General features: G+C 58.1%; 20 protein-coding genes, 2 tRNA genes, 2 pseudogenes and 1 other annotated feature. Of the genes and pseudogenes, 16 read left to right on the top strand and 8 right to left on the bottom strand.

The annotated features are described in order from the left end of the window. The first annotated feature begins 53 nt into the window (after nucleotides 1-53). The 8 genes from rsxA to ACR2TX_RS16140 all read left to right on the top strand — a co-directional run bounded on the left by rsxA (nucleotide 54) and on the right by ACR2TX_RS16140 (nucleotide 6,117). The gene (gene rsxA / locus ACR2TX_RS16175) at nucleotides 54-635 is read left to right on the top strand and encodes an electron transport complex subunit RsxA (RefSeq protein ID WP_077732349.1); all 582 of its coding nucleotides are present in this window, start codon (nucleotides 54-56) and stop codon (nucleotides 633-635) included. Nucleotides 636-648: 13 nt separating this feature from the next. Next, on the top strand, nucleotides 649-1,188 hold the full coding sequence (rsxB, locus tag ACR2TX_RS16170) for an electron transport complex subunit RsxB (protein ID WP_077732348.1): 540 nt from the start codon (nucleotides 649-651) through the stop codon (nucleotides 1,186-1,188). Beyond that, nucleotides 1,185-2,867 carry an electron transport complex subunit RsxC gene (gene rsxC, locus ACR2TX_RS16165; RefSeq protein ID WP_434130110.1) on the top strand — a complete coding sequence of 561 codons (1,683 nt, stop codon included), beginning with the start codon at nucleotides 1,185-1,187 and terminating at the stop codon, nucleotides 2,865-2,867. The genes rsxB and rsxC overlap by 4 nt, the downstream gene beginning before the upstream one ends. A 60-nt stretch (nucleotides 2,868-2,927) precedes the next feature. Continuing rightward, on the top strand, nucleotides 2,928-3,959 hold the full coding sequence (rsxD, locus tag ACR2TX_RS16160) for an electron transport complex subunit RsxD (RefSeq protein WP_434130108.1): 1,032 nt from the start codon (nucleotides 2,928-2,930) through the stop codon (nucleotides 3,957-3,959). Beyond that, the gene (rsxG, locus tag ACR2TX_RS16155; RefSeq protein WP_077732346.1) at nucleotides 3,956-4,600 is read left to right on the top strand and encodes an electron transport complex subunit RsxG; all 645 of its coding nucleotides are present in this window, start codon (nucleotides 3,956-3,958) and stop codon (nucleotides 4,598-4,600) included. The genes rsxD and rsxG overlap by 4 nt, the downstream gene beginning before the upstream one ends. After that, the gene (locus tag ACR2TX_RS16150; RefSeq protein ID WP_077732345.1) at nucleotides 4,597-5,310 is read left to right on the top strand and encodes an electron transport complex subunit E; all 714 of its coding nucleotides are present in this window, start codon (nucleotides 4,597-4,599) and stop codon (nucleotides 5,308-5,310) included. The genes rsxG and ACR2TX_RS16150 overlap by 4 nt, the downstream gene beginning before the upstream one ends. Further along, nucleotides 5,307-5,963: an endonuclease III gene (gene nth, locus ACR2TX_RS16145; RefSeq protein WP_086135637.1), complete on the top strand. Its 657-nt coding sequence runs from the start codon at nucleotides 5,307-5,309 to the stop codon at nucleotides 5,961-5,963. The genes ACR2TX_RS16150 and nth overlap by 4 nt, the downstream gene beginning before the upstream one ends. A 78-nt stretch (nucleotides 5,964-6,041) precedes the next feature. After that, nucleotides 6,042-6,117, top strand: a tRNA-Phe gene (locus tag ACR2TX_RS16140). Between the two features lie 421 nt (nucleotides 6,118-6,538). On the opposite strand, the gene ACR2TX_RS16135 is transcribed toward ACR2TX_RS16140, so the two are convergent. The 3 genes from ACR2TX_RS16135 to ACR2TX_RS16125 form a co-directional block, all read right to left on the bottom strand. Further along, nucleotides 6,539-7,588 carry a hypothetical protein gene (locus ACR2TX_RS16135; protein ID WP_139841175.1) on the bottom strand — a complete coding sequence of 350 codons (1,050 nt, stop codon included), beginning with the start codon at nucleotides 7,586-7,588 and terminating at the stop codon, nucleotides 6,539-6,541. Nucleotides 7,589-8,373: 785 nt separating this feature from the next. Further along, the gene (locus tag ACR2TX_RS16130) at nucleotides 8,374-8,634 is read right to left on the bottom strand and encodes a hypothetical protein (protein WP_143735288.1); all 261 of its coding nucleotides are present in this window, start codon (nucleotides 8,632-8,634) and stop codon (nucleotides 8,374-8,376) included. Nucleotides 8,635-8,897: 263 nt separating this feature from the next. Next, nucleotides 8,898-10,394, bottom strand: a complete 1,497-nt coding sequence (locus tag ACR2TX_RS16125; RefSeq protein ID WP_434112357.1) for a multicopper oxidase family protein — start codon at nucleotides 10,392-10,394, stop codon at nucleotides 8,898-8,900. Nucleotides 10,395-11,086: 692 nt separating this feature from the next. Here ACR2TX_RS16125 and ACR2TX_RS16120 point away from each other — a divergent pair. From ACR2TX_RS16120 to ACR2TX_RS16100, 5 genes and pseudogenes are all read left to right on the top strand, one after another. Further along, complete coding sequence (locus ACR2TX_RS16120) at nucleotides 11,087-12,502, top strand: L-serine ammonia-lyase (protein ID WP_077732339.1); 1,416 nt, start codon at nucleotides 11,087-11,089, stop codon at nucleotides 12,500-12,502. A gap of 306 nt (nucleotides 12,503-12,808) precedes the next feature. Continuing rightward, nucleotides 12,809-13,942, top strand: coding sequence for an aminotransferase class V-fold PLP-dependent enzyme (locus tag ACR2TX_RS16115; protein WP_077732338.1), 1,134 nt, complete (start codon nucleotides 12,809-12,811; stop codon nucleotides 13,940-13,942). A gap of 524 nt (nucleotides 13,943-14,466) precedes the next feature. Next, a complete protein-coding gene (locus tag ACR2TX_RS16110; RefSeq protein WP_086135632.1) occupies nucleotides 14,467-14,751 on the top strand; it encodes a hypothetical protein in 285 nt (94 codons plus the stop codon). Then, a complete protein-coding gene (locus tag ACR2TX_RS16105) occupies nucleotides 14,748-16,148 on the top strand; it encodes an efflux transporter outer membrane subunit (RefSeq protein WP_434130105.1) in 1,401 nt (466 codons plus the stop codon). Before ACR2TX_RS16110 ends, ACR2TX_RS16105 begins: the two co-directional genes overlap by 4 nt. 212 nt (nucleotides 16,149-16,360) lie before the next feature. After that, nucleotides 16,361-17,068 (top strand): annotated as a pseudogene (locus ACR2TX_RS16100) (IS6 family transposase). Between the two features lie 678 nt (nucleotides 17,069-17,746). Here ACR2TX_RS16100 and ACR2TX_RS16095 read toward each other — a convergent pair. Beyond that, complete coding sequence (locus ACR2TX_RS16095) at nucleotides 17,747-18,052, bottom strand: hypothetical protein (RefSeq protein ID WP_077732335.1); 306 nt, start codon at nucleotides 18,050-18,052, stop codon at nucleotides 17,747-17,749. Nucleotides 18,053-18,431: 379 nt separating this feature from the next. Between ACR2TX_RS16095 and ACR2TX_RS16090 the strand changes: the two genes are divergently transcribed. Together ACR2TX_RS16090 and ACR2TX_RS16085 are read left to right on the top strand one after the other, a co-directional pair. Then, nucleotides 18,432-20,111 carry a hypothetical protein gene (locus ACR2TX_RS16090; protein ID WP_434130103.1) on the top strand — a complete coding sequence of 560 codons (1,680 nt, stop codon included), beginning with the start codon at nucleotides 18,432-18,434 and terminating at the stop codon, nucleotides 20,109-20,111. A 72-nt stretch (nucleotides 20,112-20,183) separates the two neighbouring features. Further along, a pseudogene (locus ACR2TX_RS16085) lies at nucleotides 20,184-21,415 on the top strand (IS3 family transposase). Beyond that, nucleotides 20,462-20,581: a sequence feature (AL1L pseudoknot), on the top strand. (Overlaps the previous pseudogene by 120 nt.) Nucleotides 21,416-21,638: 223 nt before the next feature. On the opposite strand, the gene ACR2TX_RS16080 reads toward ACR2TX_RS16085, so the two are convergent. From ACR2TX_RS16080 to ACR2TX_RS16065, 4 genes are all read right to left on the bottom strand, one after another. Further along, nucleotides 21,639-21,715, bottom strand: a tRNA-Arg gene (locus ACR2TX_RS16080). Between the two features lie 21 nt (nucleotides 21,716-21,736). Then, a complete protein-coding gene (gene rep, locus ACR2TX_RS16075) occupies nucleotides 21,737-23,746 on the bottom strand; it encodes a DNA helicase Rep (RefSeq protein ID WP_434130101.1) in 2,010 nt (669 codons plus the stop codon). Then, nucleotides 23,746-25,263 carry a YifB family Mg chelatase-like AAA ATPase gene (locus ACR2TX_RS16070; RefSeq protein ID WP_434130098.1) on the bottom strand — a complete coding sequence of 506 codons (1,518 nt, stop codon included), beginning with the start codon at nucleotides 25,261-25,263 and terminating at the stop codon, nucleotides 23,746-23,748. The genes rep and ACR2TX_RS16070 overlap by 1 nt, the downstream gene beginning before the upstream one ends. Nucleotides 25,264-25,283: 20 nt before the next feature. Then, nucleotides 25,284-25,535, bottom strand: a complete 252-nt coding sequence (locus ACR2TX_RS16065; protein WP_077732357.1) for an accessory factor UbiK family protein — start codon at nucleotides 25,533-25,535, stop codon at nucleotides 25,284-25,286. A 279-nt stretch (nucleotides 25,536-25,814) separates the two neighbouring features. Here ACR2TX_RS16065 and glnK point away from each other — a divergent pair, with 279 nt between their 5' ends. Beyond that, nucleotides 25,815-26,153 (top strand): P-II family nitrogen regulator, encoded by a 339-nt coding sequence (gene glnK, locus ACR2TX_RS16060; protein WP_077732330.1) that lies wholly within the window; start codon nucleotides 25,815-25,817, stop codon nucleotides 26,151-26,153. Nucleotides 26,154-26,162 lie beyond the last annotated feature (9 nt).

The raw sequence follows: 26,162 nt of genomic DNA, 5'->3' as shown, positions 1-26,162 counted from the left end.
TTCTTTAAAATTCCGTCCTCCAAATCACGACCCGCTTCCCCGATTTTTCCTTAATGAAGGATTACCTGCTCATCCTGGTCGGCACGACCCTGGTCAATAACTTCGTCTTGGTCAAGTTTCTCGGGCTTTGCCCCTTCATGGGCGTATCCAAAAAACTTGAGACTGCGATGGGCATGGGTCTGGCGACGACCTTCGTACTGACCCTGTCTTCGGTGAGCAGTTATCTCGCCAACGAATATCTTCTGGTCCCTCTGGGACTGGAATATCTCCGCACCATCGTCTTCATCGTCGTCATCGCCGTGGTGGTGCAATTCACCGAAATGTTCGTACGCAAGTCGAGCCCCTTGCTCTATCAAGTGCTGGGCATATTTTTGCCCCTCATTACCACCAACTGTGCGGTGCTTGGCGTTGCGCTGCTGAATGTCCAGTCTCAGCACGGATTCATCGAGTCGTTTTTGTACGGTTTCGGTGCCGCTCTCGGCTTTACCTTGGTTTTGGTTCTGTTCGCAGCGGTTCGCGAACGAATAGACGCATCCGATGTTCCTTTACCTTTCCGCGGCAACGCTATCGCCTTGATTACCGCCGGCCTGATTTCCATGGCTTTCATGGGATTCTCCGGCCTCGTCAAGGGCTGATCCGGTTTCATCCATGTTGGCCGTATTCGTCGTTTGCGCATTGTTCGCTTTATTAGGCTTGATCCTGGGCTATTCAGCCCGGCGCTTCAAGGTCGAGGGCGATCCCTTGGTGGATAAAATCGACGCCGTATTGCCGCAAACGCAATGCGGGCAATGCGGTTTTCCCGGTTGCCGCCCGTATGCAGAAGCCATCGCGCGGGGCGATGCGGACATCAACCAGTGCCCTCCGGGCGGCGAGGAAGGCGTTATCGCGCTGGCCGATCTGCTGGGCGTCGAACCAAAGCCTTTGAGCGCCGAACATGGCATCGAAAAACCGAAGTCCGTTGCCATCATCGATGAAAGCAAATGCATCGGCTGCACCCTTTGCATTCAGGCCTGCCCCGTCGATGCGATCCTCGGCGCAGCCAAGCACATGCACACGGTCATTGCGTCGGAATGCACGGGCTGCGAACTGTGCGTGGCGCCGTGCCCGGTGGATTGCATCCGCATGGAACCCGTTAAGGAAACCCTGGCCACCTGGCGATGGCCCGAACCCAAAGCGGTGGGTCAATGAGCTTGTTCAAACTCTGGAACTTCCATGGCGGCCTTCATCTGGATGGCCATAAGCAGGAGTCCTGCAAAGCCCCGCTCGCCGTCGCGCGTTTACCGGAAAGGCTGCTTTTTCCGCTGCAACAGCGGAATGGCGAAGATTCCAAGCCCGTCGTCGCGCCGGGCGACCGGGTTCTGAAAGGCCAAGTCATCGCCCGCGACGACCACCCGTTCTATCCGCCGATTCACGCCTCCAGTTCCGGCATCGTCCGGAAGATCGAAGACTTGCCTCTGCCCCACCCGTCCGGCCTGACTGGATCGTGCATCGTCATCGAGACCGATGGCGAGGATGCCGCCATGGACTTCGCCGGCATAGAGGATTACCGGCAGTGTTCTCCCGACGAACTGCGCCGCAGGATATACGAAGCCGGAATCGTCGGCCTTGGCGGAGCCGCGTTCCCTACCTCGGTCAAGGTGGCACCGGGCAGCGATCGCAAGGTCGACACGCTGATTCTGAACGGCGCGGAATGCGAGCCCTACATCACTTGCGACGACAGCCTGCTCAGCCACTATCCGAACCACGTGCTGGAAGGCGCCAAAATCCTGCTCCAAATCCTGAAGGCGGAACGCTGTCTCCTGGCCGTGGAAGACGATATGCCGGACGCGCTGGCCGCACTGGAGAAGGCGAAGCAGCGCGGAGGTTTCGAGGCTATTCAGCTCGTGCGCGTTCCCGCCATTTATCCCACCGGCGGCGAGAAACAATTGATCAGCGTGCTGACCGGCCGCGAAGTACCGACGCGCGGCATTCCGGCCGACATCGGTATCGTCTGCCAGAATGTCGGAACGGCCGCAGCGGTTTATAACGCCGTCGTTCACGGTACTCCTTTGATTTCCCGAATTGTGACGGTAACCGGCCTCGGCGTAAAACAGCCACAGAATGTTCTGGCTCGGATCGGTACGCCTTTCGCCGATCTCATCCAACAATGCGGCGGCTATACCAACGAAGCCGAGCGGCTCGTTCTAGGCGGACCGATGATGGGCTTTGACGTGCCGACTGATAATCTGCCTTTGACCAAATCGGCCAACTGCATACTGGTGGCCGGCCGCAACGAACTGATCGGCGAAAAGCGATCCCTGCCCTGCATTCGTTGCGGCGCTTGCGCCGAAGCCTGCCCGGTGAACCTGCTGCCGCAGCAGCTTTACTGGTACGGCCGTTCGGACCAGATCGAACGGGCGCTGGATTACAATCTGTTCGACTGCATCGAGTGCGGCTCCTGCGATGTCGTATGCCCCAGCCACATTCCGCTCGTCCAACATTTCCGCGCCACGAAAGGCAAGGCCATCGCCAAGCGGCGCGAGCGCGAAAAGGCCGATCATGCGCGCCTTCGTTTCGAGTCGCGCCAGGCTCGAAAGGAACAGGAGAAGCGCGAGCGCGCGGAAGCCGCGAAGCGGAAGAAAGAGAACCTGGGAACAGGAAAGTCGCCGGAAATCATCGAGGCTATCGAACGCGCAAAACTCCGCCGCGCGGAAAAATCGGCACCGTCAAGCGAAGGCGCCGCGCAGATTGATGGCGATAAGCAAGAAACGGTAGTGCCGCCGGCAGGCGCCGAGACTCGTCGAGAGTCCGCCAAGGTCGTTCACACCGAGACTCCGCCAGGCGGCCCGGAATCCGAAGCTCAAGCGGTGCCTTCGGAGATCGATTAGCCGGGCATTTCCAAATTCGACAGCCACTTGAAATACATCCATCATCCAACACTCGCTCACATGCGTTTTCCGACCGCCCAGGCGCCTTACCTTGCCCCCGTCAACAGCGTCAACCGCATCATGCTGGAGGTGCTCGTTGCTCTGATTCCGGGCTTGGCGGCATTGGTGTGGCAATTCGGCCCTGGAGTGCTCGTGCAGTGCATGATCGCCCTGCTCGCGGCGCAGTTGGGCGAAGCCGCCATGCTCTCCTTGCGTCGCCGTCCGATTGCGCCTGCTCTTAGGGACTATAGCGCTGCCCTCACCGCCGTGCTGCTGGCCGTGTCGCTGCCGCCTTTGGCGCCCTGGTGGCTTACGGCTTTCGGAGCGCTTTTCGCCATCGTCATCGGCAAGCACCTGTACGGCGGGCTGGGATACAATCCCTTCAACCCGGCGATGGTCGGCTACGCCGTACTCCTGATCTCTTTTCCCCAGCACATGACCGCCTGGCTTCCGCCCAAGGAACTGAGCGGTTCAGCGCTGAGTTTTGCCGATGCCTGGAATGCGATCTTCACCCGCACGCTGCCGTCGGACATGACTTTCGACGCACTCACCATGGCGACCCCGCTCGATACGATCAAGACCCAGCTCGGGCTAAACCGGTTACTGGACGAAATTCAGGCCGGGGGGCTTTTCGCAGGAATCGGCGGGCGCGGCTGGCAATGGGTCAATTTCGGCTTTCTCCTGGGCGGACTGTGGATGTTGAAACGCGGCATCATCGGCTGGCAGATTCCGGTCGGATTCTTGGGCGCCTTGTTCGGCATTTCGCTGATCTTTTTCCTGATCGATCCGGCGGTCTACCCGACGCCGCTGTTCCAGTGCTTCAGCGGAGCCGCCATGCTCGGAGCCTTCTTCATCGCGACCGATCCGGTCACGGCCTCGACCACGCCGCGCGGGCGATTGATTTACGGCGCATCGATCGGCCTACTGGTATTCGTCATCCGCTCCTGGGGCGGCTATCCGGACGGCGTCGCCTTTGCGGTTCTGCTGTTGAATCTGGCTGCGCCCACCATCGATCACTACACCCGTCCGCGGGTCTACGGACATCCGAAATGAATTTGCCCAAGCCCATCATCAATGCAGCCGCCGCGCTCGGAGTGTTCGCCGTCATCGGCATGGGACTCGTGGCCCTGGTGCACGACGGAACGAAAGAGCGCATCGAGTCCAACGAACAGGCCGTCCTGCTGCACACTTTGGAATCCTTGGTTCCGGCCGACTGGTTCGACAACGATATTCTCGCCGACACCATAACAGCCAGCGACCTCACCCTCGGCACCGATAAAGCGGTTACCATTTATCGCGCACGAAAAAACGGCAAGCCCGTGGCGGCCGTGCTCTCCCCTGTCGCTCCGGACGGCTACAACGGCACAATCAGACTGCTGGTAGCAGTCCGCACGGACGGCTCGCTAGCCGGCGTCAGGGTCGTCAGCCATCGCGAAACGCCCGGACTCGGCGATCCCATCGATACCGACAAATCGGACTGGATATTGGGCTTCGACGGCCGCTCGCTGAGTAATCCTTCAGAATCCCGCTGGAAAGTCAAACGGGACGGCGGCGAGTTCGACCAGTTCACCGGAGCGACGATCACGCCACGCGCGGTAGTCAAAGCCGTTTACAAGACCCTGATTTTCTTTGAGCGGAACCAAGAGCGCCTATTTGACCAAGAGTCGGGAAGCTCCCTAGGATCGAATCCATGATCGACTTTTCCAAATACCAGAAAATCGTCCGCGACGGCCTCTGGCACAACAACCAGGCCTTCGTCGCGCTTCTGGGATTATGCCCCCTGCTGGCGGTCAGCAATTCGGTGATCAACAGCCTGGGGCTGGGTCTCGCCACCACCATGGCGCTGATCTTTTCCAACGTCATCGTTTCGCTGATCCGCAATCACGTCGCGACCGAAATCCGGTTGCCGGTGTTCGTACTCATCATCGCCTCGAACGTCACCGTCATCGAACTATTGATGAATGCCTTCTTCCACGATCTGCATAAGATTCTCGGCATCTTCATACCTCTGATCGTCACCAACTGCGCCATCATCGGACGCGCCGAAGCCTTCGCATCCAAGAATCCGGTCGATCGCGCGCTCATGGACGGCTTGTTCGTGGGGTTGGGATTCACCTTTGCACTGGTCATGCTCGGCGCCCTGCGCGAGGCGATAGGAACCGGTGCCGTGTTGAATCGAGCGGACTTGATGTTCGGCGAAATCGCCAAGAACTGGACTTTACCCGTCTTCAGCGACTACGACGGATTTCTGCTGGCAATTCTCCCGCCTGGCGCCTTCATTGGCCTCGGCCTCCTGATCGCGGTGAAAAACCTCATCGACGCCCGGGCGAAAACGAAAGCTCTCGGCAAGACTGCGCCGGTCCAAACAGACTCGCTCCATAAATCTCCCATGCATGAATCATGAACGCCGAAAAGCGCAGACGGATTTTCGAGCGTCTGGCCGCGGCGATCCCGGAGCCGACGACCGAGCTCAGGCACTCGACGCCTTTCGAGCTGCTGATCGCGGTGGTGCTGTCGGCGCAAGCGACCGACAAGGGCGTCAATAAGGCTACCGCCGAGCTATTCCCGGTCGCCAATACGCCCGAGACCATACTCGCCTTGGGTGAAGAAGGTCTCAAGGAATACATCAAGACTATCAACCTATATCCGAGCAAGGCCAAGAACATCATCGGACTTTGCCGGTTGCTGCTGGAAAAACACGGCGGCCAAGTGCCGCAAACAAGAGAAGAGTTGGAAGCACTGCCGGGTGTAGGCCGCAAGACCGCCAATGTCATCCTCAACACCGCATTCGGCCAGCATACCATCGCGGTTGATACCCATATCTTCCGCGTCGCCAACCGAACCCGGCTCGCGCCTGGCAAAACGGTATTGGAGGTCGAAAGGAAACTGGAGCGTACCGTTCCCAAACAGTATTTCAAGGATGCCCATCACCTTCTCATCCTGCACGGCCGCTATACCTGCGTCGCCCGGAAACCGAAATGCCCCATTTGCCCGATCGCCGACTTGTGCGAATACCCGGACAAAACTCCACCCGAATCCTTTTCGGATACCAAATAATCGTCCGAGACGATTTAAAACATTAGTGCTTGACTGAGAACCTCGTAACAGGTTTAATACGCAACTCGATTCGCCACTGGCCAGGTAGCTCAGTTGGTAGAGCAGAGGACTGAAAATCCTCGTGTCGGCGGTTCGATTCCGTCCCTGGCCACCATGTAAAACGAAAGTTTGCAATATTTTCTTCTGCGCAAACCTTTCTCGTCTTTCCGAAGACGTCTCCGAAAAACGCACTCACCCAAACCGACCAATCGGGCTTGCGATCTTAAGCGCCGCCACTGCGCCCGGCTCATGCCCTAGCCCTTAGAGCTAGTCGCCTTGGTCATCCGTAATAATCTTGGCCTTTAGGGGCGTCGAGGCAATACTTTCCGGTCACATGCTAATCGTCCGGCGGCGTGGCTGGTAACGAATCCTCGCGGATCTTTTCCGTCCCCCCCTGCGGATGACAGTGAACACGTGCCACTGCGCATGCGCTTCGCAAGGAGACCATGTTGCGACAACCACGGCTCGGTGCAGTTCACGGCCGCGATGTCTTGGGGGTCATGAGGGTGGCATTTCAGTTATCCCTTATCATGCCGTCATCGGGGTGGTATAAATTCGCCGGAAGGGGGCACGGTATAGGTGATCTCCAGCGTGATGTTGGAGAGATCCGAGACACAGACCGTGTTGTCCTGAGCCGTTAGACCATCGATCGACGGGCCTCCGGTCAGCAGAACGCCATACCCCCGCATTCCGCCCAGCGGAGGCGCGGGGCTGGAGAGTTGCCAGGCGATCGGAGAGGTTACATCCCATTGACGTGCATTGATGCGCGATGTCGGCTGTCCGCTGGCGAAGGTCGGGAGTCTACCCTGCACCGTTCCACCATTACGAACCCAATCCATGGAAGGGATGCGCACTTCCACGCAGCCGTTCGCTTTCACCTCGTAGTTTCCCTCTCCGTTTTGCCAGCATCGGTAGCTGTATCCCACGACAAGCGGACAGGAAGGAGCTTCGACCTCGTCGTAGCTCAGCACGGCACGGTCGACGATCTTGTCCGGAATCATGTCCATGAGAGTGAAGTCGAATTGCACGGCGCGCTCAAGAACGAAGGCGAAGCAATTTTCGCCGAGCCATCCGATCTCCGCCTGTCCCCACCCTACCATGCCGTCCATCACTCCGGGCATCGGGGTTAGCTCTCCGCAAGTGGAACTGTAGGTTCTACTCTCCCAGGCGTTACGGCTGGTGGTGACTCCTACGAGCAAGGTGTGCTGACCTACAGTGCGGAAGTCTACCCCTCCAGCAACCGTCCTCGATGCTGCGAGTGCGTTCTCTTCCCACACCCGCTGTCGGGCAGCTGGGGTAACACAGACCGTGTCTCCCTCATATGCTTCGCGCCAGACAAAGCCCGACAAGCAATAGTAGACGCCATCGCGCGGTCCCGGCTCGCGCCTGAACGGGGCTTTGGCGTTCTCATCCGCAGCAAGGGCACGGGATTGCGGAATGACGCAGACCAAGTCGTCTGCTCGCGCCGCTCGCCAGACGTATCCGGGAAGGCAGTCGCGAGGGTCTTGGGCAACAGACTCCTCAGCAACTCCGCCGATGAATGCAGGCAGCAGCAACAATGCGAGGGTCTTGTATCCGATCAACATAGTTTTCGACCTTTCTCTTGAAGCGCAAGAGCGATCCGGAATCCCAGGAAAAATAGACGCCTTCTTTTATGTAAAGGAGGACTATAGGGGGGATAGGAAGTTCAAAGGGCGTGATCGGTCAGTTCAGGTGAATGGTTCGCTTCCGATGAGCCGCCATTAAGCGGTGAGCGTTGAGACAACGGGCGGCTTGGGCTCGCGCTCGTTCGACCTTTGACGGTACTAAGTACATTCCGCAAATATTTGCGGAATCTCGACAGATTGGCTTGATTGGCGGGGTTGTCCTGCAGGTTGTCTATGCCGCAAGACTTCCCTGAATGTACTTAGAGCGTTTTCATCTCGCTCGTACGGCAAAACAGGCCTGGCAGGAGTCGTTGGCGCCTTCGGCTCGGGTGAATGGATTCAAGCATTCGTAGGTCGGCAATCCTTTGCCGACGAACCCGTTACCCCAACGGCACCGTCGGGAAGGGCGGCTTCGGCGCTCCCGAAGACGCCGTTTGCGATTGGAAGGGTCGCGACTAAAGCGACCGTTTGCGATTGGGAGGGATTCCCGACCTACGCGCGAGTGCCCGTACAGTCGGTATGAAAATGCTCTAATTGAAGGGGCGGTTCTTTACGTGATTGATCTCATACGCAAGAAAGAAGGCGTAAGGCTTTCGCTATTTGCCTGATGCCGCACAGCTCAGAACGTTCGTTTCCGTCCGCACGTCATGCTGGCCGGGAGCCGCTCATTGACGCTCCGAGCGTGTTCGACATGAGGGGTTCGGATCGCTTTTTCGAATCAAACGTTACTCTTCCTTGATTATTTCCAATTTCATTGTGGTCGAGGCCGAGGCGCTTTGGAGGGGTTTGAAACCAAGCTTTGGATCGTCGGTTCTACCGCCGCTGCATCCGAGACGCATGCAACGCTCCTTGAACTCCCCGAGGGCTTTATTTGCAGATGCCGCAGATTCATACGGCCCCATGATGCCTTCCCTAGCCTCGAAAAACCATTCGACCTGCCCTGTCGTACCGTTACGCGCCGAAAAAACACGATTGACGTTAAACATTGTTCTTATAGTAATGATTACCAAGCATAACCAACACTTCCCGCTCAGTGGCTATACCAGAGTATTTGCTGGCAACTGATTCCGGCAGATGCATGACGAATGAGCAAGCAAAATATAGCACAAGCCCTTTTCGCCGTTCTTTTCCGGGACGGTATCAGGTTTTCATTGGTTGACTTCCTTCTATGGCCAGCCACAGCCCGACCACAGGATTAGGAAGGTGTCCGGCTTTTCCATTCGGCACTGAACCGTCCCCGTCAGCGAGATCAGGGGACCACCTCCACGGTGGCCATCATGCCGTTGTCCTCGTGCGCCACGATATGGCAGTGGTATACGAACTTGCCGACGATCACCGGATTGGTAAACGGAATCAGCAGCTTGACTCGGCTTTTCACGGGAAGATTGACCACATCCTGCCGGCCTGTAAAAGGCACCGGCTGCCCGTCGATTTCTGTGACCTGAAAATCGAGCTGATGTATGTGAAACACGTGCATTTCGTCAGTCACATTCTCGATCGTCCATTCTTCCACATCCCCTAGCTTGACTTGGGTGTCGACGCGATTCGGATCGAACTGCTTGCCCTCGATGTAAAACTGGTTGGTGTCGGGATCCTCCGAGAATTGGAAACTGCGGTGCTGGGCAACGGGATGCCCGCGCAAATCCTCCACCGGAGGGAATTGGTCCGCGGTCGGAAGCTCGACCGGTTCGCGCTCGGCACCTTCTGAAATCAAGGTCGCCAGCACCACTTCCGGATACTGATCCCCATCGGGCCCGGTATCGACGGCGAGAGTGCGCAGTTGATAGATTCCGTGGCGACCGCCCTGAATCAACACCTCGGTGCGCGATGCGGGCGGCAGTAAAATTTCGTCCCGCGGCACGAGCTCGGTATGGCGGTTGCCATCCGCGGCGATTTCATAAAGTACGTGATCGTCCAGCTTCAGACGGTAATAAATATCCGCTCCGATATTGCCGATCCGCCAAAACTGCGTTTCCCCTGGGCGAATCTTCAGGGTCGGGTTGACCATGCCGTTGACGGTGCGGGTCGTGCCGGCATTGCTATCGATGTTGTCCGAAGGGATCTCGCCGCCGATGTTCTGAAAATCCTTGAGGAGCATGATGCGCTCCTTGATGCCGCTCAACTGCGGAAACGGATCGAGCATGCCCTCGACGATCAGGCCACCCGACATGCCTCCGAAAATCTGCGCCTCGACCAAACCGTGCATGTGAGGGTGGTACCACAGAAAGCCCGCAGGGTGCTCGTCGGGAAATACGATTCGTTGCCGATAACGCGTATTCGGCATGATATCGACGAAGACATTGTCGCCATTATCCAGCGGCGACACGTTCGAGCCGTGGTGATGCAGATTCGTCGAATTTTCCAGCGAATTGACCAGCTCGAGATTCAGGGTATCACCGGGCCGAACTCTCAGCGTCGGTGGGATATAACTGTCATTGAACACCATGGCGACGACGCTCTGCCCGCCAATCTCGATTTCCCGCTTGCCGGCGGTAAGCATGACGTTCAAGGCGCCATCCGAACTCGCGACTTCGGGTGGATTTCGGAATGTTTCGGCAGAATCGCCCTGTTCTTGGCGTCCGTTTCCGTTTTCGGCGGAGTCGTCATGTTCCTCGCCCACGGATGCCTGAATGATCGACTCCGGACCGGCATGAACCCATGGATTCGGGAGCGTTGCAACGACAAGACCGACAACCGCCAGCAAGGCTGCAACGGGTAGAAAGGGAAATTTGCGGGGTGTACGCATGACCGGCCCTCCTTGGCTAAAGGTCTTCGGAGCGAATATCCGTTAGTGCATTAATTCCTAACTCACGTTCCCGCCTGTTGGGCTAAAACAAGGCAAAAATCATGTGAGGAAGCTGCGAAACGGCTGTGACATTGCCGCATTCGGACCGAACAATGAAATCAGCAATCCAGCAGGGATCTTGCTGCCCAAAAGGCTCGTCCTTCAAACCCTGGAGCATTTTCCGATCCGGTATCAGGGAGCCCGATAGGTAGGTCGGCAATCCCTTCCCAATCGCAAACGGTCGCTTTAGTCGCGACCCTTCCAATCGCAAACGGTCATCCGGGGAGCGCCCGAATGACCCTTCCAATCGCAAAACGGCCGTCCTGGGAGCGCCAGGACGCCCCTTCCCACAAAGTCCTTTGCCGAGCCGATAAGTCGGCAAGGGATTGCCGACCTACGTTCTTCCCGCCCGAACACGAATCCGTACACCGGGATGAAAAACGCTCTATTGCCTGGACGGTCGAAGACAGCCTTTACGGGAGCCATTGTTAGAAAACGGGGAACTTCTCCGGTAGCGACGGAGTATTACGAACGAGTGCGTCGCAAGAAATCGGAGAGCCTTTTTGGTGGCCGATTTCCGGATCGTGGTATGGTAAGGCCCGGTTAAGCGTTGAATCGTTCCTCCGTTCGTCTTCCTCGCAGCAGCGAAAGTTATGGATTCCATCAGTGCGTTCGAAATCATCAAGGTGGGTATCGGCCCTTCCAGCTCCCACACGATGGGACCATGGCGGGCAGCATCGCTGTTTCTGGAAGCCTTGGGCGACCCGGACCGGGTCGAATCCTTGACCGTCCGGCTGTATGGCTCCCTCGCCAAAACCGGCCGCGGGCACGGCACCGACGTAGCCGTGTTGATGGGACTTTCCGGCGAGGATTACACGCTGATCGACACGGCCGTCATTCCGGACCGGATCGCGGCTATCAAGGCCAGCGGTTGGCTGCCCTTGGGCGGAAAACGGAATCTTCCTTTCGTCTGCGAACGGGACCTGGTGTTCGAGAGCTCGACCACCCTGCCGCGCCACGCCAACGGGATGTGTTTTCGGGCGATCCTTACAGACGGCGAAATTCTCGAGCGTATCTACTACTCTCTGGGCGGCGGGTTCGTGGCCGCAGACGATGACATGGAGCAGGCTTCGGCGGCGCGCGTCGTGACGCCTTATCCCTGCCACTCGGGGCAGGATTTGCTGCGAAATTGCAGAGCGCTGGGTTTGTCGGTCTCCGATTTGACCTATTTGAACGAGCAGGCCTGGAGATGCCGGGACGAGATCGACGCCGAGGCGCTTCGGCTATGGCGGGAAATCCGGCACTGTATCTTCCGCGGCGTGCACCGCGAAGGCTATCTGCCGGGCGGCTTGCGGGTCCGGCGCAGGGCACCGGAAATGCACCGCAAATTGCTGAACGGCGCCGACTATACGACGATCGAACAATGGTCCGATCTTCTGCGGCGTCAACCCCGTGATTTCGCCAACGTAGACCGGTGGGTGGTCTGTTTCGCCCTGTCGGTCAACGAGGAAAATGCGTCCTTTGGACGAGTCGTCACTGCACCCACCAACGGCGCCGCCGGGGTGATTCCCGCGGTGTTGATGTACGCTTGGTGCTTCGTCGACGGCTTCGACGAAGACAAGGTCATCCGCTTCATCCTCACTGCCGGCGAGATCGGCACCTTGTTCAAGAAAAACGCCACCATCTCCGCCGCCATGGGCGGCTGCCAGGCCGAAATCGGCGTTTCGTCCGCCATGGCAGCCGCGGGGCTGGCGGAAGTTTCGGGCGGTACACCGGAGCAGGTCTTGCAGGCGGCGGAAATCGCCATGGAGCACCACCTCGGATTGACCTGCGATCCGGTCGGAGGGCTGGTGCAGATTCCGTGCATCGAACGCAACACCATGGGCGCGGTCAAAGCCATCACCGCAGCGACCATCGCCCTGGACAGCGATCCGGCGGACGCCAGGGTCAGCCTCGATGCGGTGATCCAGACCATGTGGGAGACCGCAAAGGACATGAATGGCCGCTACAAAGAAACCGCCGAGGGTGGTCTTGCGGTACACATTCCGGTGAACGTGCCGGAGTGCTGAGCGGAGTATCGTGAGCATCCGATGCGCAAAAACAGGATAATGAGCGGCGCGCCCGCCACGCCCCCGCCGGAAAAGGCGGAGTTGACGTCCACAACTTCTGGCGCGCTACACCATGCCATTGCAAGCTCGCGCTTGTCGTATTGCCGACAATCGGAAGCGGTGGTCGTCACCGAGCTCGGCAATGCAGAGCTCCCGCTACGACCGCGTCTCCACGAACTCGACGGGTGTACTAGCGGCGCATCAGCACAAACGTAGACGGCGCATAAATTGCATTAGTGCCAAAATCAACAACGAGGAGACAAACCCGTGCCTGGATTACTACCCAGCGTCGATCCGGATGGCCTGCTTGAGTACTCGGTGGTCTACACCGACCGTGCGACCAACCACATGTCGAAGGTGTTTCAGGAAAGCATGCGCGACATCTCGCGTATCCTGAAAACTGTGCACAACGGCCACACGGCCGTCATCGTGCCCGGCTCCGGAACCTTTGCCATGGAGGCCGTGGCGCGCCAGTTCGCCACGAGCAAGAAGTGTCTGGTCATCCGCAACGGCTGGTTCAGCTATCGCTGGACCCAAATCTTCGAGATGGGCGGCATCCCATCGGAATCCACCGTCCTGATGGCGCGCCCCGTCGAGTCCGGACCGCAGCCCGCCTACGCCCCGCCGCCGATCGAAGAAGTCGTTGCCGCGATCGGCCGCGAGAAGCCGGATCTCGTGTTCGCCCCGCATGTGGAAACTTCGGCGGGAATGATCCTGCCCGATGACTATCTTCGCGCCGTGGCGGATGCCGTACACGCGGTTGGCGGCCTGTTCGTGCTCGATTGCATCGCATCCGGCACGGTCTGGGTCGATATGCGCCAAATCGGAGTGGACATCTTGATCGGCGCACCGCAAAAAGACTGGAGCGCCCCGCCCTGCTGTGGGCTGGTGGTATTAAGCCCGGCGGCGCGCGACCGTATCGAGAACACCGCCAGCACCAGTTTTGCCGCTGACCTCAAAAAATGGCTGCAAATCATGGAGGCCTACGAACAGGGCGGACACGCCTACCATGCCACCATGCCAACCGATGGCCTGCGCGCTTTACGCGAGGTGATGCGCGAAACTGAAGCCTACGGCTTCGCCAAGGCGCGCGATGAGCAACTGGAACTCGGTCGCCGGGTGCGTGGGATATTGGCCGAGCGCGGCATCAAATCGGTCGCTGCGGCCGAGTTCGGCGCCCCCGGCGTGGTAGTGTGCTACACCAGCGACGACGCCATCAAAACCGGCAAGAAATTCGCCGATCTCGGTCTGCAAATCGCGGCCGGGGTCCCGCTGCAATGCGGCGAAAGCCCCGATTTCAAGACTTTCCGCCTGGGTTTGTTCGGCTTAGACAAGTTGCAAAACATCGAGCGTACGGTTGCGACCCTGGCGCAGGCACTGGATCGGATCGAAAGGTTCTGAACGATTGCGTCATCGCGTCGGCGACGGAGTACGGTTCGGCGTAAGGGATTAGACTGCTGGAACAGACGCACTGGCTGCACAAGAACCAGCTCATCGGACGAGTGCGATCGGAACTGCGCGGAGAAAACGGGCGACCCTATTGCCTGCCGCGCAGATGCTCTCTTCTCGGAGATAAGGATTTTCGAAAGCCGCGTTTCGGACGGCTTCATACTTTTTTTCGACCTTCGCTTGCAAATTTCGATGACGGGTTCAGCCGATTGTCATGCACGATTCAACCAGCCCATAGATGAATACAAGGACGCAAATCGCCAATGCGTCCGGTCAACACCGGACTGCAAGCTTCCCGCCATAGGCACTCCAGCATTTTTCCCGACAGGTTCGTCTGTCGGATCTTGTTTTCGCCTCACAACCTCGCCTTCCTGACTTCGAATCCAGCATTTTTTTCGTCGACGATGCGGGTTTTCGCTGGCTGATCCGTCTTAACTTGATAGACCGTTGAATTCATAAGCAGAGGATAAGGGGGGATGAAACTTACGTCGCAAACTCGCGATGCAGGCATGTCTTCGGAATTCCGGGTATTTCCGTCGGCGCGTTATTTCGAGATTTGTTTCGAGCGACTTTATCGGCTGATTCAGAATCTGATGGATACCGCTGATCGCGATCTCCTACTGGTGCCGACGCACTTGGGTATTGACGTCGCGCAATGTGAAACCATCGCACGCCCCGTCTATCCCTGCTCGCCCAGCAAAACCGTCTCGAGTCGTCGACTCTACACGCGAAATATCCCTGACGATCTTGCCGGCCGATGAGTTTTGCTATCGGTAGGATCGACCTGGTCCGGTTGTCGACTACCCTCTTGACCTTAGTCCTCTCGCTTCTGGCCGGGTGTGGAACGGCGCCAGATCGGGACGCGAAAAATGTCGGAGCGGGGATTCCCTCATTCTGGACGGCAACGTCAGGCCCTCAGGAAACGGTTTCCGAGCGTTGGGTCGAATCATTCGCCGATTCGACTTTGAGTGCCTTGGTGCATGAGGCTTTGGCAAGCAACTACGACCTGAAGTCCGCGGCCGCCCGTGTGGAGGCCGCCCGGCAGCAAGCCCGTATCGATGGCGCCGGACGCTGGCCTCAGCTTTTCTTCGCGCCGAGCTACGAACGCGCTCAGGTGCGTAGCGCGGGTTTCGGCTCGACCGAATTCGGCGCCTTCGAAGCCTTGTTCACGCTGGACTGGGAAGTGGATGTCTGGGGGCGGATACGCGCTTTCCAGCAGGCGTCCCAACAGGAAGCTGCCGCGACGGAAGCCGATTTCCACGCCGCGCGCCTATCCCTGGCGGCACGAACGGCACAGGCTTATTTCGAACTGGCAGAGGCCAAGCTCCAAGCCGAGGTTGCCGAGCGGTCGATCCGGGACAGGCGCACCATTGTCGACCTGGTGCGCGGCCGCTTCGCCCGGGGACTGGCGCGCGGCCTCGATCTGCGGCTGGCCCTTACCGACCTGGCCAATGCGGAAGCCCAGTTGGCGGCTGCGCGCAACCGGGTTCAAATCGTTACTCGCGTTCTGGAAGTCTTGCTAGGGCGCTATCCGGCGGCCGATCTGACGACGACGGCGTCTTTGCCCGATCCGCCCGCGCCGCTGTCGGCCGGGGTTCCCTCGGAACTGCTCGAACGGCGCCCTGACCTGATCGCCGCTTTCGACCGCCTGCGCGCCGCCGATTTCCGGGTGGAGAGCGCGCAAAAAGCCCTGCTGCCGCGCCTAGCCCTCACCGCTACCGGCGGCACCCGCAGCCCGGCCTTGACGGAACTGGTCGATCCCCGCGCGGCGGTCTGGAACGTCGCGATAGGCCTTCTGCAACCGCTCTTCACCGGCGGGCGGCTCAAGGGAGAGATTCGGCTGAACCAAGCTCTGGCGGAGGAAGCACTCAATCTGTACAAAAACACGGCGCTCAACGCCTTCCGCGAGGTGGAACAATCGCTCGCCGCGGAGGAATGGCTGAGGGAGGAAGAACGGGCGCTCAAGGAAGCCGTCGAACAAACCGAAGCAAGCCGAAAGCTGGCGGTCTATTCCTATCGTCACGGCTTCATCGAAATCCTGACCCTGCTGGACAGCTACCGAAGCACCCTGAACGCGCAAAGCGCACATCTCGCCGTCAAGCGGCAATTGCTCGGCAACCGGATCGATCTCTATTTGGCGCTGGGAGGGGAAGTATGAAAGCGGAGAGTTTATCGCTACGGAATATGTTGCACACCACGCAGTGTGGGCCAGACCGACGCGGATCTGGTACCTACCAACTGTCGAAGGATTTGGTCCACCTCCTGTCAAAACGCCGAATCGCGATTGCACCGGCACAAAACAGGCTCCGTTGCAAAAACTGTGTTGTCGAGCGAGGATGGCCGCGAGGGACTGAACATAGGAGGTCAAACGTGGATTCCGTATTCCGGTGGCGGCGCTTTGCGCCCGAAGTGATCCTGCCGGGCGTGCGCTGGTATTGCAAGTACGGCATCAGCTACCGCGACCTGGAAGAAATGATGCCGGAACGTGGCATCGCCGTCGATCATACGACGCTGTACCGCTGGGCGCAGCGCTACGCGCCCGAATTGGAGAAGCGTACGCTCTGGTATCAGAGCCGCCTGAGCTCGAGCTAGCGTGTGAACGAGACCTACATCAAGGTTCGCGGCGAGTGGAAATACCTGTTCCGCGCCATCGATAAAGAGGGCCGCACCCTCGACTTTTGCTTGTCGGATATCCGAAACGCCAAGGCCGCCAAGCGTTTCCTGGCCAAGGCGCTGAGGCGCTCGAAGCACTACCGGCCAGGCAAGATCAACACCGACAAGAACCCGGCCTACGGCGAAGCCATCCGCGAACTGAAGAAGGAAGGTTTGCTGCCGGCGGACTGCCTCCACCGGCAAGTGAAATATCTGAATGATCGCCTTGAATCCGATCCCGGTAAACTGAAGCGCTTGATTAAGCCGACCCTCGGCTTTCAGTCGATGCGAACGGCGTATGCCACGATCAAGGGCTTCGAGGTGATGCGCATGTTCCCGAAGCGCCAGTTCGACTTTTGGATCGACGCCGTCGGTGGCCGAACCGAGGCGTGCTTCGTCAACCGGCTATTCAGCGTGTATGCCTGACCCGGCGACAGGCCGAACGGCTCAGAAACGTGCTTAAACCATTTTTGCAACGGAGCCGGGCGCCCGGTGTGCGCGTAGCGGGCCGCGAATTCGTCCGACAGCGAGGCCAGAATGCCATCCACCAACAGCCGCATCCGGCGCAACGGATGCGTTTGAGGAACCCGGTCTTCCCGGTTCACGTAGCTAAACAGGACTCCTTGGGTGACATCTTTGCCGCGCATCGTCGTTCTCGAAAAAATAAAGCGGGTAGTTTAACCGGTCACAGTCCCACACTACCTGATTAGGTGCGACCGGCAGAGTTTTTCACCAGCCTGCTAACGTGAAAACAATAGTTTACACCGTTTCATTCGGAACTTGGGTGGCCTGTAGACAGCCGCCTTGGGCAGATCATGACTTTACGGTGCCTTTGAGTTGTTCACCCAATAAGCCCCGGTTTTGTTGGAGGGATTTTACTGCCGGCGCAATAGCTCAGGTAAAACTCGATACCCAAATGGAAATCCCCGGATACACGTCCCAACACTCTATATTGTAGAGACAGCCTAATACCTCGTTCTCTGCTAATTGGGCCTAGATACAGGGTAATATTCGGATTCATCCACCCGTCGGATGGATGGCTGGTACCGGCCATCCATCTTCCAGGCTGTCCGCTTGGGACTATATCATCACGAGACGCTTACCTTATAACCCGGTAACTTGCAGGAAATTCGCGCCTGTTACGGGTAACTGGTTAGTAACCGCAAATCCGACAGAAGCGCCGGTCGGATGCGAAATAAAAGATATCAAGCATACACCACCGTCTGGCTGACCTCCGGTCGAGGCACCACCGATGCCGCATGTCGATCCGCCTTCCACAGTGGCCAAGACTTGGTCTTGAAGGGGGGTAGCGCCCTTAATTTCACCGAGCGCATGGAAATCACTGGCGATAGCTGGAGCGGCGATCATCATGGTTGCCAACATACTCACTGAAAACATCATTTTCCTCATTGTGATTACTCCTAAATATTGCCGAGTTGGAGCGGGTAATAGGTCCCTTCAGGGTGCGAAATACCCCATCCTTAATCGACTCAAATAAACCGGGCAAAAAATACCCGGACCAAAGTTTGAAGATATCCATTCCTCCTGACTACAGTCCGTTGGTGGGGAGCATACGAAGAATTGAATGGCTGGCCTTAGGGAAATAATCTCGAAGTGAGACAGGACAATTTCCCGAACGAATGCAATAAATATCCCAGCACCGTGATACCCGCTATGGCAGCTTATCGATTCAGCAATTAAAGGGTTATTATACGAGGGCGGATAACACGGAGTGGAGTCCTTTCAGGGTCATGCCCCGCTCCGATTCCTATTGATTAGGAGCACAATAATGGAAAAAACGATATTGTTGGGTAGTGCGATCGCAGTCAATTTGGCTCTCGCTCCAATTAGCGTATATGGAACGACTCCGAGCGCCGTTTCGACTACACCAACGGATTTGACGGGATGTATTCCAATTGATGATTCGAGCACGGATGCTTGGAATACCGGAGAGTTTTGTCCCGACTCCGGCCAGGGCATCCCGACCGCCGGCTCCGCTAATATGTCGGCTGCCAGCAGCCCTCCAGCCGCAGCGAGCGCGCGGTCAATTCACAGCACGCCAGTTTCCGCCATTAACCCGGTTATCGCTTCACCGGCCCGCACCGAATGTCTGTCTGCCGGCGGTGCGAATGCCGCCGGCCCCGAAGGGTTTTGTCTGGCTTCGGAGATCGGCACCTCGCTTGCCAAGCTGGCGAATTTTGCGGCCACCAACGAGCTGGCGGCAAAGCGCTTGCAGTTTCTGCAGGTGACTTTCAAAAACAGGCCCACATTGAGCGGATCTCGGCTTCTTCCCGCGGATGACAATACCCCTTTGGTTGCGGAATGCTCGTCGGCAGGCGGTTCGACCGCGTTTACCGCCGGAGGGTTTTGCCTGAGTTCGGACCTGACCGAACTCGCAGCGAACATGGCGAAACTTTCGGTCGCGAACAGTCTCTCCGCAGCGAGCCTTAATTTCGTTCAGGTTACCTTCGGCGACCGCGAAATGCTTGGCGAAGCCGGTGAACTTTCGGGTTCTGGGACGTCGACGGGTCCGGAATGTACGTTGGTCGACGGCTCCCGTGCTGTGGCCGGAAATCCGGGAGGGTTTTGTATGGCATCGGACCTCGGCTCGTCGACTGCCGATCTGTTCGCGAATTTTACGGTAGCCAATGACTTGCCCGTGGTCGGCGTGCAATTTCTGCAAATTGCGTTTGATCAAGCGCACTCACAACATTTCCGCAGGACCGTTTGGCCTGGGGGCAAAAAGTGCGAGTCAGTTGACGGCTCGGCCGCGACTATCGGAGATGCTGACGGGGCCTGTATGGTTTCGGACCTTGCGACGCCCAGTACCGACTATTCCGCGAGTTTTTCGGTAGCCAATAGTTTAGCCATCGCGGGTATGCAATACGTACAGGCTACGTTCGGGCGCAATCAACTCCCCGCCGGCACGGCACGTTCCACGACTGTCGGCGCGCCAACCGACGGGAGATGTTCGTCGGCTCAGGGTTCGACTGCGGCTAGCACGAACGCCGGCGGATTTTGCCTTGTTGCGGATCGCGGCAGGTCGGCCTTGGGCTTTGCAAATTTTGCGATTGCCAATGACCTGCCGGTTGCAAGTTTGCGGTTCCTTCAGGTGCCGTTTGGAGACAGGGCCACAGCGAAAAAACTTGGTGCCGGGAAGGAAGGTGATCCGATCGGCGCTGTCATTACGGATTCTTCGGCTTTTAATCGTCGGCTGGTGCCGCCGAGTCTTGTGGTCAGTACCGGTAATCTGCCCTTCCATTTCCCCGCTTTTGATCCAACATTCGCCTTCAGACCCTACTCAAACCAGGATCGAAAGAGGAACTCTTTTCTTTCGCTCTCGTTAGGCTGCGAGGCCGAATATGCGGATACGCCGGCAGATCAATCGCTATTGGGGCGGTTGTTGAATCTCGGTCCGGCCCCATGTGTTCGCGATCGGGTACGCTGGGGAAAGCTTTTACTTCACTGATCTTGAAGTGCCTTACCGACAATGAACCGCCCCGGGTTTGGTGGAGGCTCCAACCTTTGAGAAGATGGAGCCATGAGGAAGTCTACGAAGTTTTCCCCCGAGGTGCGCGAGCGTGCGGTTCGATTGGTGTTCGAGTGCCGCAATGAGCACCCCTCGCAATGGGCCGCTGTTGAATCCATCGCGGGCAAGATTGGGTGTACCCCCCAGACACTGCTGGAGTGGGTGCGCCGGCATGAACGAGACACGGGTCAACGCGACGGTCTAACCTCGGCTGAACAGCAACGCATCAAGGAATTCGAGCGGAAAGTGAAGGAACTGCGCAAGGCCAATGGAACCCTCAAGCTGGCTAGCGCGTTTTTCGCCCAGGCGGAGCTCGACCGCCGACTCAAGTCCCGAGGGCCTTCGTCGACGCGCATCGGGAGCGCTTCGGGGTCGAGCCGATCTGCACAAGGTCTTTGCAAATCGCCCCGTCGGGTTACAGGCGCTATGCTGCACCGCAGCGCAACCCTGCACTGCGTTGTGCACGTGCCCAGCGCGACGATACCCTGATCCCACATATCGAACACGTCTGGCAGGCCATCCTGCAGGTCTACGGTGCCGACAAAGTTTGGCGACAAATAAACCGGGAAGGTATCGCGGTGGCCCGCTGTACGGTCGAGCGGCTCATGCGACGTCTGGGCCTGCGTGGCGCCATCCGCGGCAAGGTGGTACGTACCACGCTTAGCGATAACAAGGCGCCATGCCCGCTGGACCGGGTCAATCGGCAATTCGAGGCCGAGCGCCCCAACCAGCTTTGGGTGTCGGACGTCACCTATGTCTCCACAGAGCATTTTCATACCGACTGTACGGGCACTCGCGCGTAGGTCGGGAATCCCTCCCAATCGCAAACGGTCGCTTTAGTCGCGACCCTTCCAATCGCAAACGGCGTCTTCGGGAGCGCCGAAGCCGCCCTTCCCGACGGTGCCGTTGGGGTAACGGGTTCGTCGGCAAAGGATTGCCGACCTACGAATGCTTGAATCTATTCACCCGAGCCGAAGGCGCCAACGACTCCTGCCAGGCCTGTTTTGCCGTACGAGCGAGATGAAAATGCTCAAGCCGAAACGATCAACGGGCTGTACAAAGCCGAGTTGATCCACCGGCGGGCGCCCTGGAAGACACGGGAAGCCGTCGAATTGGCCACTCTCGAACGGGTGTCCTGGTTCAACCACTCCAGGCTACTCGAACCCATCGGCTATATCCCGCCAGCAGAAGCTGAGGCAAACTATTATCGGCAACTAGCCAATCAGGCTGCCTCGCAGACCTGACTTAAACCAACGAGCCTCCACGATTCCCGGGGCGGTTCACTTTAGTCTTAAAGGTCTTGGTGATGGGGGGCTCTCCCTTGCGGCGTACTTGGATATTCCAGGAACCGCTTGGAAGCTTTCGGAGTGTGGCCATGCAGAACCTCTCTCAATGTTCAGTGTGAACAAAATGTGAACGAGAAGGGTTCTGAGGAGAGCAAGAACTACATTAAGTTCTTGTTTGAAATGGCGCGCCCGAGACGACTCGAACGTCCGACCTTTGGCTCCGGAGGCCAACGCTCTATCCAACTGAGCTACGGGCGCATGCCGCGCATTTTACAGGAATCAGGATCGGTTTAATAGACTTCGGACGGCGGCAAAGCTGTCCATGGCCCGTTCTTTTTTCTGTTCGGGATCGAGCGCGCGCCGTTCCGGCCATTCGAGCTCTTCTTCCGGCAGTTCGTTCAGAAAGCGGCTGGGCTCGCAATCCACGATTTCGCCGTGGCGTTTGCGATGCGTGCAATAACTTAAAGTCAGATGCTTCTGCGCGCGGGTGATGCCTACGTAGGCCAGGCGGCGTTCTTCTTCGATCGTGTTTTCTTCGATGCTGGTCTGGTGCGGCAATAGATTTTCCTCCATTCCGACCAGATAGACGTACGGGAACTCCAATCCTTTCGCCGCGTGCAGCGTCATCAGGTTGACACGGTCGCCGGCGTTTTCTTCCTGGCTGCGCTCCAGAACGTCGAGCAGCAGAATTCGGGAAACGACTTCCGCGAGACTCTTTTCTTTTTCATCGTCCTTGGCGATGCGTTTGAGCCAATCGATCAGTTCGCGTACCTGTCCCATCCTGCGGCGGGCGGCGTCTTCGCTGTTGCTGGTCTCCCTCAGCCAGTTTTCATACCCGATCTTGACGATGAAATCGTCGATCACGGCGAAGGTGTCGCCGCGCTGGGCGCGATCGGCGACATCGGTAATCCATTCGGCGAAGTGGCGCAGGCGCTGGATCGCCGTCTCGCCGAGAGACTGCTGAAGCCCGAATTCGAAGCAGGCCGAAAACAGACTGATATGGCGCCGGTTGGCATAGGCGCCGAGTTTTTCCAGGGTTGTCGGCCCGATCTCCCGGCGTGGAACGTTGACCACGCGCAGGAACGCCGCATCGTCGTCCGGATTCACCAGCAATCGCAGATAGGCCATGATGTCCTTGATCTCGGCATAGCCGAAGAAAGACATTCCGCCGCTGATGAAATAAGGTATGGCGTGCTCCCGCAACGCGCGCTCGAAGAGCCGCGACTGGTGGTTGCTGCGATACAGGATCGCGTAGTCCTGAAAACGCGTGCCGTGGCGGAACTTGTGATGCAGCAGGTCGGAGGCGACCTGCCGCGCTTCGGCGACTTCTTCCTTATGCGTGAGCACGCGCAGCGGATCGCCGTATCCCAGCGCACTCCACAGGCGCTTTTCGAATACGTGGGGGTTGTTGGCGATGAGCTTGTTGGCGACCTTCAGGATCCGTCCGGTCGAACGGTAGTTCTGCTCCAGTTTTATGACCTTGAGCCGCGGAAAATCGCGCTGTAGCTGGGCAAGGTTTTCAGGTTGCGCCCCGCGCCACGCGTAAATCGACTGATCGTCGTCGCCGACCACGGTAACACGGCCGACTTTGCCGGTCAGCAACTTAACCAATTCGTACTGGGTCAGATTGGTGTCCTGGTACTCATCGACCAATAAATAGCGTATCCGGTTGCGCCACTTGTCGAGGATGTCCGCATGCTCGTGAAACAGGAGCACCGGAAGGAGAATCAGGTCGTCGAAGTCGACGGCGTTGTAGGACTTCATGTGCCGGACATATTCGGCATAAAGCTGCGCCGCGGGCTGTGCATCGCCCTGCCCTTCCGCGATAGCCCGCTCGGGGGTCACGAACAAATTCTTCCACCGGCCGATGCGCCAGATATAGTTTTCCGCCTCGTCGATATCCCAGCTTTCCGAGCCGTGCTTGATGAGTTCCTTGGTCAGCGCCAGGCGATCGTGCTCGTCAAAAATGGAGATATTTTTCTTGAGGCCGAGCGCGCCGTGCTCCTCGCGCAAGATTTCGAGGCCCAGCGAATGGAAGGTGGACACCGTCAGGCCGCGCAAATCCTTGTCGGAAAGCAGCTTGCCGACGCGGCTCTTCATCTCCCGCGCCGCCTTATTGGTAAAGGTTAGAGCGGCGATGTGCTTCGCCGGGGTGCCGTGCTTGACCAAATACGCGATTTTCTCGGTGATCACCCGCGTTTTGCCGCTGCCCGCCCCCGCAAGAACGAGCAAGGGACAATCCAAAGTGGTCACGGCAGCGAGCTGCTGCGGATTCAGTTGAGAGACCATCAAACGGCCGAAAAGATACGGTCGAGCCGCCGGAAGCCAATGGCTTCGCTGAGATGCGGAACGGCGATTTTGTCCTCGCCGGCGAGATCGGCGATGGTGCGAGCGAGTTTCAGAATGCGGTGATAGGCGCGATGCGACAATCCGAGCTTTTCGGTGGCCTGCTCGAGCAGTCGGTGTCCATCGTCGGTCAATTGGCAGTAATGCTTGACTTCTTGAGGCGCCATCGAGGCATTCGGCTTTCCGGTCCTCTGCAGAGCCACTTCCCGAGCCGCGATCACCCGCCGGCGAATGTCGGCGCTCTTCTGCTCTCCGCCGGGCGCGCCATGACGCAACATTTCTTTAGAAACGCGCGGCACTTCTATGTGTATGTCGATGCGGTCGAGCAAAGGTCCGGAAATCCGCGCGCGATAACGCTGAACCTGCTCCGACGTGCAGCGGCAGCGTCCGGAGGCGTCGCCCAAATAGCCGCACGGACACGGATTCATCGCGGCGATGAGCTGAAACCGGGCCGGGAAATCGACCTGGCGCGCAGCACGGGAAATCGTGATACAGCCCGTCTCCAACGGTTCCCTCAAAACCTCGAGCACCTTGCGGTCGAACTCCGGTAACTCGTCGAGAAAAAGCACGCCGTTATGAGCCAGGGAGACTTCTCCCGGCTTGGGATTGCCGCCGCCGCCCACCAAAGCAGGGGCCGAAGCCGTATGATGCGGCGAACGGAACGGAGGAATGCGCCAGCGTCTCGGATCGAAAGGCAAATCGCTGACCGATCCGATGGCTGCGCTTTCCAACGCTTCGTCGTCGGTCAAAGGCGGGAGAATACTCGGAAATCGAGCCGCCAGCATGGATTTGCCGGTTCCCGGAGGTCCGAGCATTATCAGATTGTGTTTTCCGGCGGCGGCGACTTCCAGGGCTCGCTTGGCGTGATAATGCCCATGCACGTCCGCGAAATCGGCGAGTTCCTCCAGGCCAACCGATGCCCCCTCGTTCGATTCGAACGGGAGCTGTTGCTGGCCATTCAAATGAGCGCATACCTCGAGAAGATGGTGTGCCGCGAGAATTTTCGCACCCTCTGCAAGAGCCGCTTCGCCCGCGTTTTCCTTCGGCGCGATTAACGTACGCCCCGCATGCTTCGCCTGAATCGCGACCGGCAATACCCCGCTGACGGGGCGCAATTCCCCGCCCAGAGAAAGCTCACCTACGCACTCGATCTCCCGGAGAGCATCGCTCCTGATTTGTCCCGACGCCGCCAAGATGCCCAGCGCGATCGCGAGATCGAATCGGCCGCCTTCTTTCGGAATGTCGGCGGGCGCCATGTTCACGGTGATTCGCTGGAGGGGAAATTCGAACTGACAGTTCAGAAGCGCGCCCCTGACCCGATCCTTGCTTTCTTTCACCGCGGTTTCCGGAAGGCCGACGATGGAAAGGCTCGGTAAACCGTTGGAAATATGCACCTCGACGGTGACTAACGGCGCTGCGATACCTTGCCTGCCCCGAGTGAAAACGACGGCCAGGGACATGAATTCCTCGTCCGTTCGAATTATCGATTGACGATCTGCTTTTCCAGCTCGGCGACTTGAGCTTCCAGTCGTTCCAACTGCTCCCGCGTTCTCGCGAGAACGGCGGTCTGCACGTCGAATTCTTCCCGGCTGACCAAATTCATCTTGGCGAACGAGGCTTGAAGGATTGCGCGGAAATTCTTTTCCAAATCGTCCTGCAATTTGAGGAAGTCGGACGGTACCGCCTCGGCAAGGCGCCGAGCGAGATCGTTTAGAGTGGTTTTATCAAACATATTGAAAAGCATAGCCGAGTAACGCGGTGAGCGTCCAGTCGGACGCACTCCCGTCGATATGCACCGTCAGAGTGCATGCCAAATCAGACGCTCCGTGATGGTGCATTTTTAGCGTCTGCCATCTTGACAATTTCATTTTTTGCCAAGCCCACCGCACAACATAAAGCTTGGCACAGGTCCTGCTTCTTGGTCGAAGAACGCCTCAACACTGAGCAGGGCTTCGCCGGTTCAGCGTCGAATCGAAGGCGGCGTCCGCACATTCTATAGGAGAACTCTCGCATGAAATTTGTGACCGCGATTCTAAAACCGTTCAAATTGGACGACGTCCGCGAGGCATTGTCCGATGTAGGCATTTCCGGCATCACCGTTACCGAGGTGAAAGGATTCGGCCGACAGAAAGGACATACCGAATTGTACCGGGGCGCTGAATACGTCGTCGATTTTCTGCCCAAGGTCAAGCTCGAAGTCGCGGTAACAGACGAGCAGCTGGAAGCCGTGATCGATGCCATCTCCAAAACGGCCAATACCGGAAAAATCGGCGACGGCAAAATTTTTGTGCTCGACCTTGAGCAAGTCATTCGTATCCGTACCGGTGAAACCGGAGCGGAAGCCCTTTAATCAAGGAGA

It is taken from the genome of Methylocaldum sp. GT1BB, from assembly GCF_051027545.1.
Taxonomy (GTDB): Bacteria; Pseudomonadota; Gammaproteobacteria; order Methylococcales; family Methylococcaceae; genus Methylocaldum.
This window is presented reverse-complemented; position numbering and strand designations above follow the sequence as displayed.

What these genes read in the sequence shown, in the direction of transcription:
- rsxA (WP_077732349.1), top strand. Translation starts at nt 54, where the DNA reads ATGAAGGATTACCTGCTCATCCTGGTCGGCACGACCCTGGTCAATAAC.
- rsxB (WP_077732348.1), top strand. Translation starts at nt 649, where the DNA reads ATGTTGGCCGTATTCGTCGTTTGCGCATTGTTCGCTTTATTAGGCTTG.
- rsxC (WP_434130110.1), top strand. Translation starts at nt 1,185, where the DNA reads ATGAGCTTGTTCAAACTCTGGAACTTCCATGGCGGCCTTCATCTGGAT.
- rsxD (WP_434130108.1), top strand. Translation starts at nt 2,928, where the DNA reads ATGCGTTTTCCGACCGCCCAGGCGCCTTACCTTGCCCCCGTCAACAGC.
- rsxG (WP_077732346.1), top strand. Translation starts at nt 3,956, where the DNA reads ATGAATTTGCCCAAGCCCATCATCAATGCAGCCGCCGCGCTCGGAGTG.
- ACR2TX_RS16150 (WP_077732345.1), top strand. Translation starts at nt 4,597, where the DNA reads ATGATCGACTTTTCCAAATACCAGAAAATCGTCCGCGACGGCCTCTGG.
- nth (WP_086135637.1), top strand. Translation starts at nt 5,307, where the DNA reads ATGAACGCCGAAAAGCGCAGACGGATTTTCGAGCGTCTGGCCGCGGCG.
- ACR2TX_RS16135 (WP_139841175.1), bottom strand. Translation starts at nt 7,588, where the DNA reads ATGTTGATCGGATACAAGACCCTCGCATTGTTGCTGCTGCCTGCATTC.
- ACR2TX_RS16130 (WP_143735288.1), bottom strand. Translation starts at nt 8,634, where the DNA reads ATGTTTAACGTCAATCGTGTTTTTTCGGCGCGTAACGGTACGACAGGG.
- ACR2TX_RS16125 (WP_434112357.1), bottom strand. Translation starts at nt 10,394, where the DNA reads ATGCGTACACCCCGCAAATTTCCCTTTCTACCCGTTGCAGCCTTGCTG.
- ACR2TX_RS16120 (WP_077732339.1), top strand. Translation starts at nt 11,087, where the DNA reads ATGGATTCCATCAGTGCGTTCGAAATCATCAAGGTGGGTATCGGCCCT.
- ACR2TX_RS16110 (WP_086135632.1), top strand. Translation starts at nt 14,467, where the DNA reads ATGAAACTTACGTCGCAAACTCGCGATGCAGGCATGTCTTCGGAATTC.
- ACR2TX_RS16105 (WP_434130105.1), top strand. Translation starts at nt 14,748, where the DNA reads ATGAGTTTTGCTATCGGTAGGATCGACCTGGTCCGGTTGTCGACTACC.
- ACR2TX_RS16095 (WP_077732335.1), bottom strand. Translation starts at nt 18,052, where the DNA reads ATGAGGAAAATGATGTTTTCAGTGAGTATGTTGGCAACCATGATGATC.
- ACR2TX_RS16090 (WP_434130103.1), top strand. Translation starts at nt 18,432, where the DNA reads ATGGAAAAAACGATATTGTTGGGTAGTGCGATCGCAGTCAATTTGGCT.
- rep (WP_434130101.1), bottom strand. Translation starts at nt 23,746, where the DNA reads ATGGTCTCTCAACTGAATCCGCAGCAGCTCGCTGCCGTGACCACTTTG.
- ACR2TX_RS16070 (WP_434130098.1), bottom strand. Translation starts at nt 25,263, where the DNA reads ATGTCCCTGGCCGTCGTTTTCACTCGGGGCAGGCAAGGTATCGCAGCG.
- ACR2TX_RS16065 (WP_077732357.1), bottom strand. Translation starts at nt 25,535, where the DNA reads ATGTTTGATAAAACCACTCTAAACGATCTCGCTCGGCGCCTTGCCGAG.
- glnK (WP_077732330.1), top strand. Translation starts at nt 25,815, where the DNA reads ATGAAATTTGTGACCGCGATTCTAAAACCGTTCAAATTGGACGACGTC.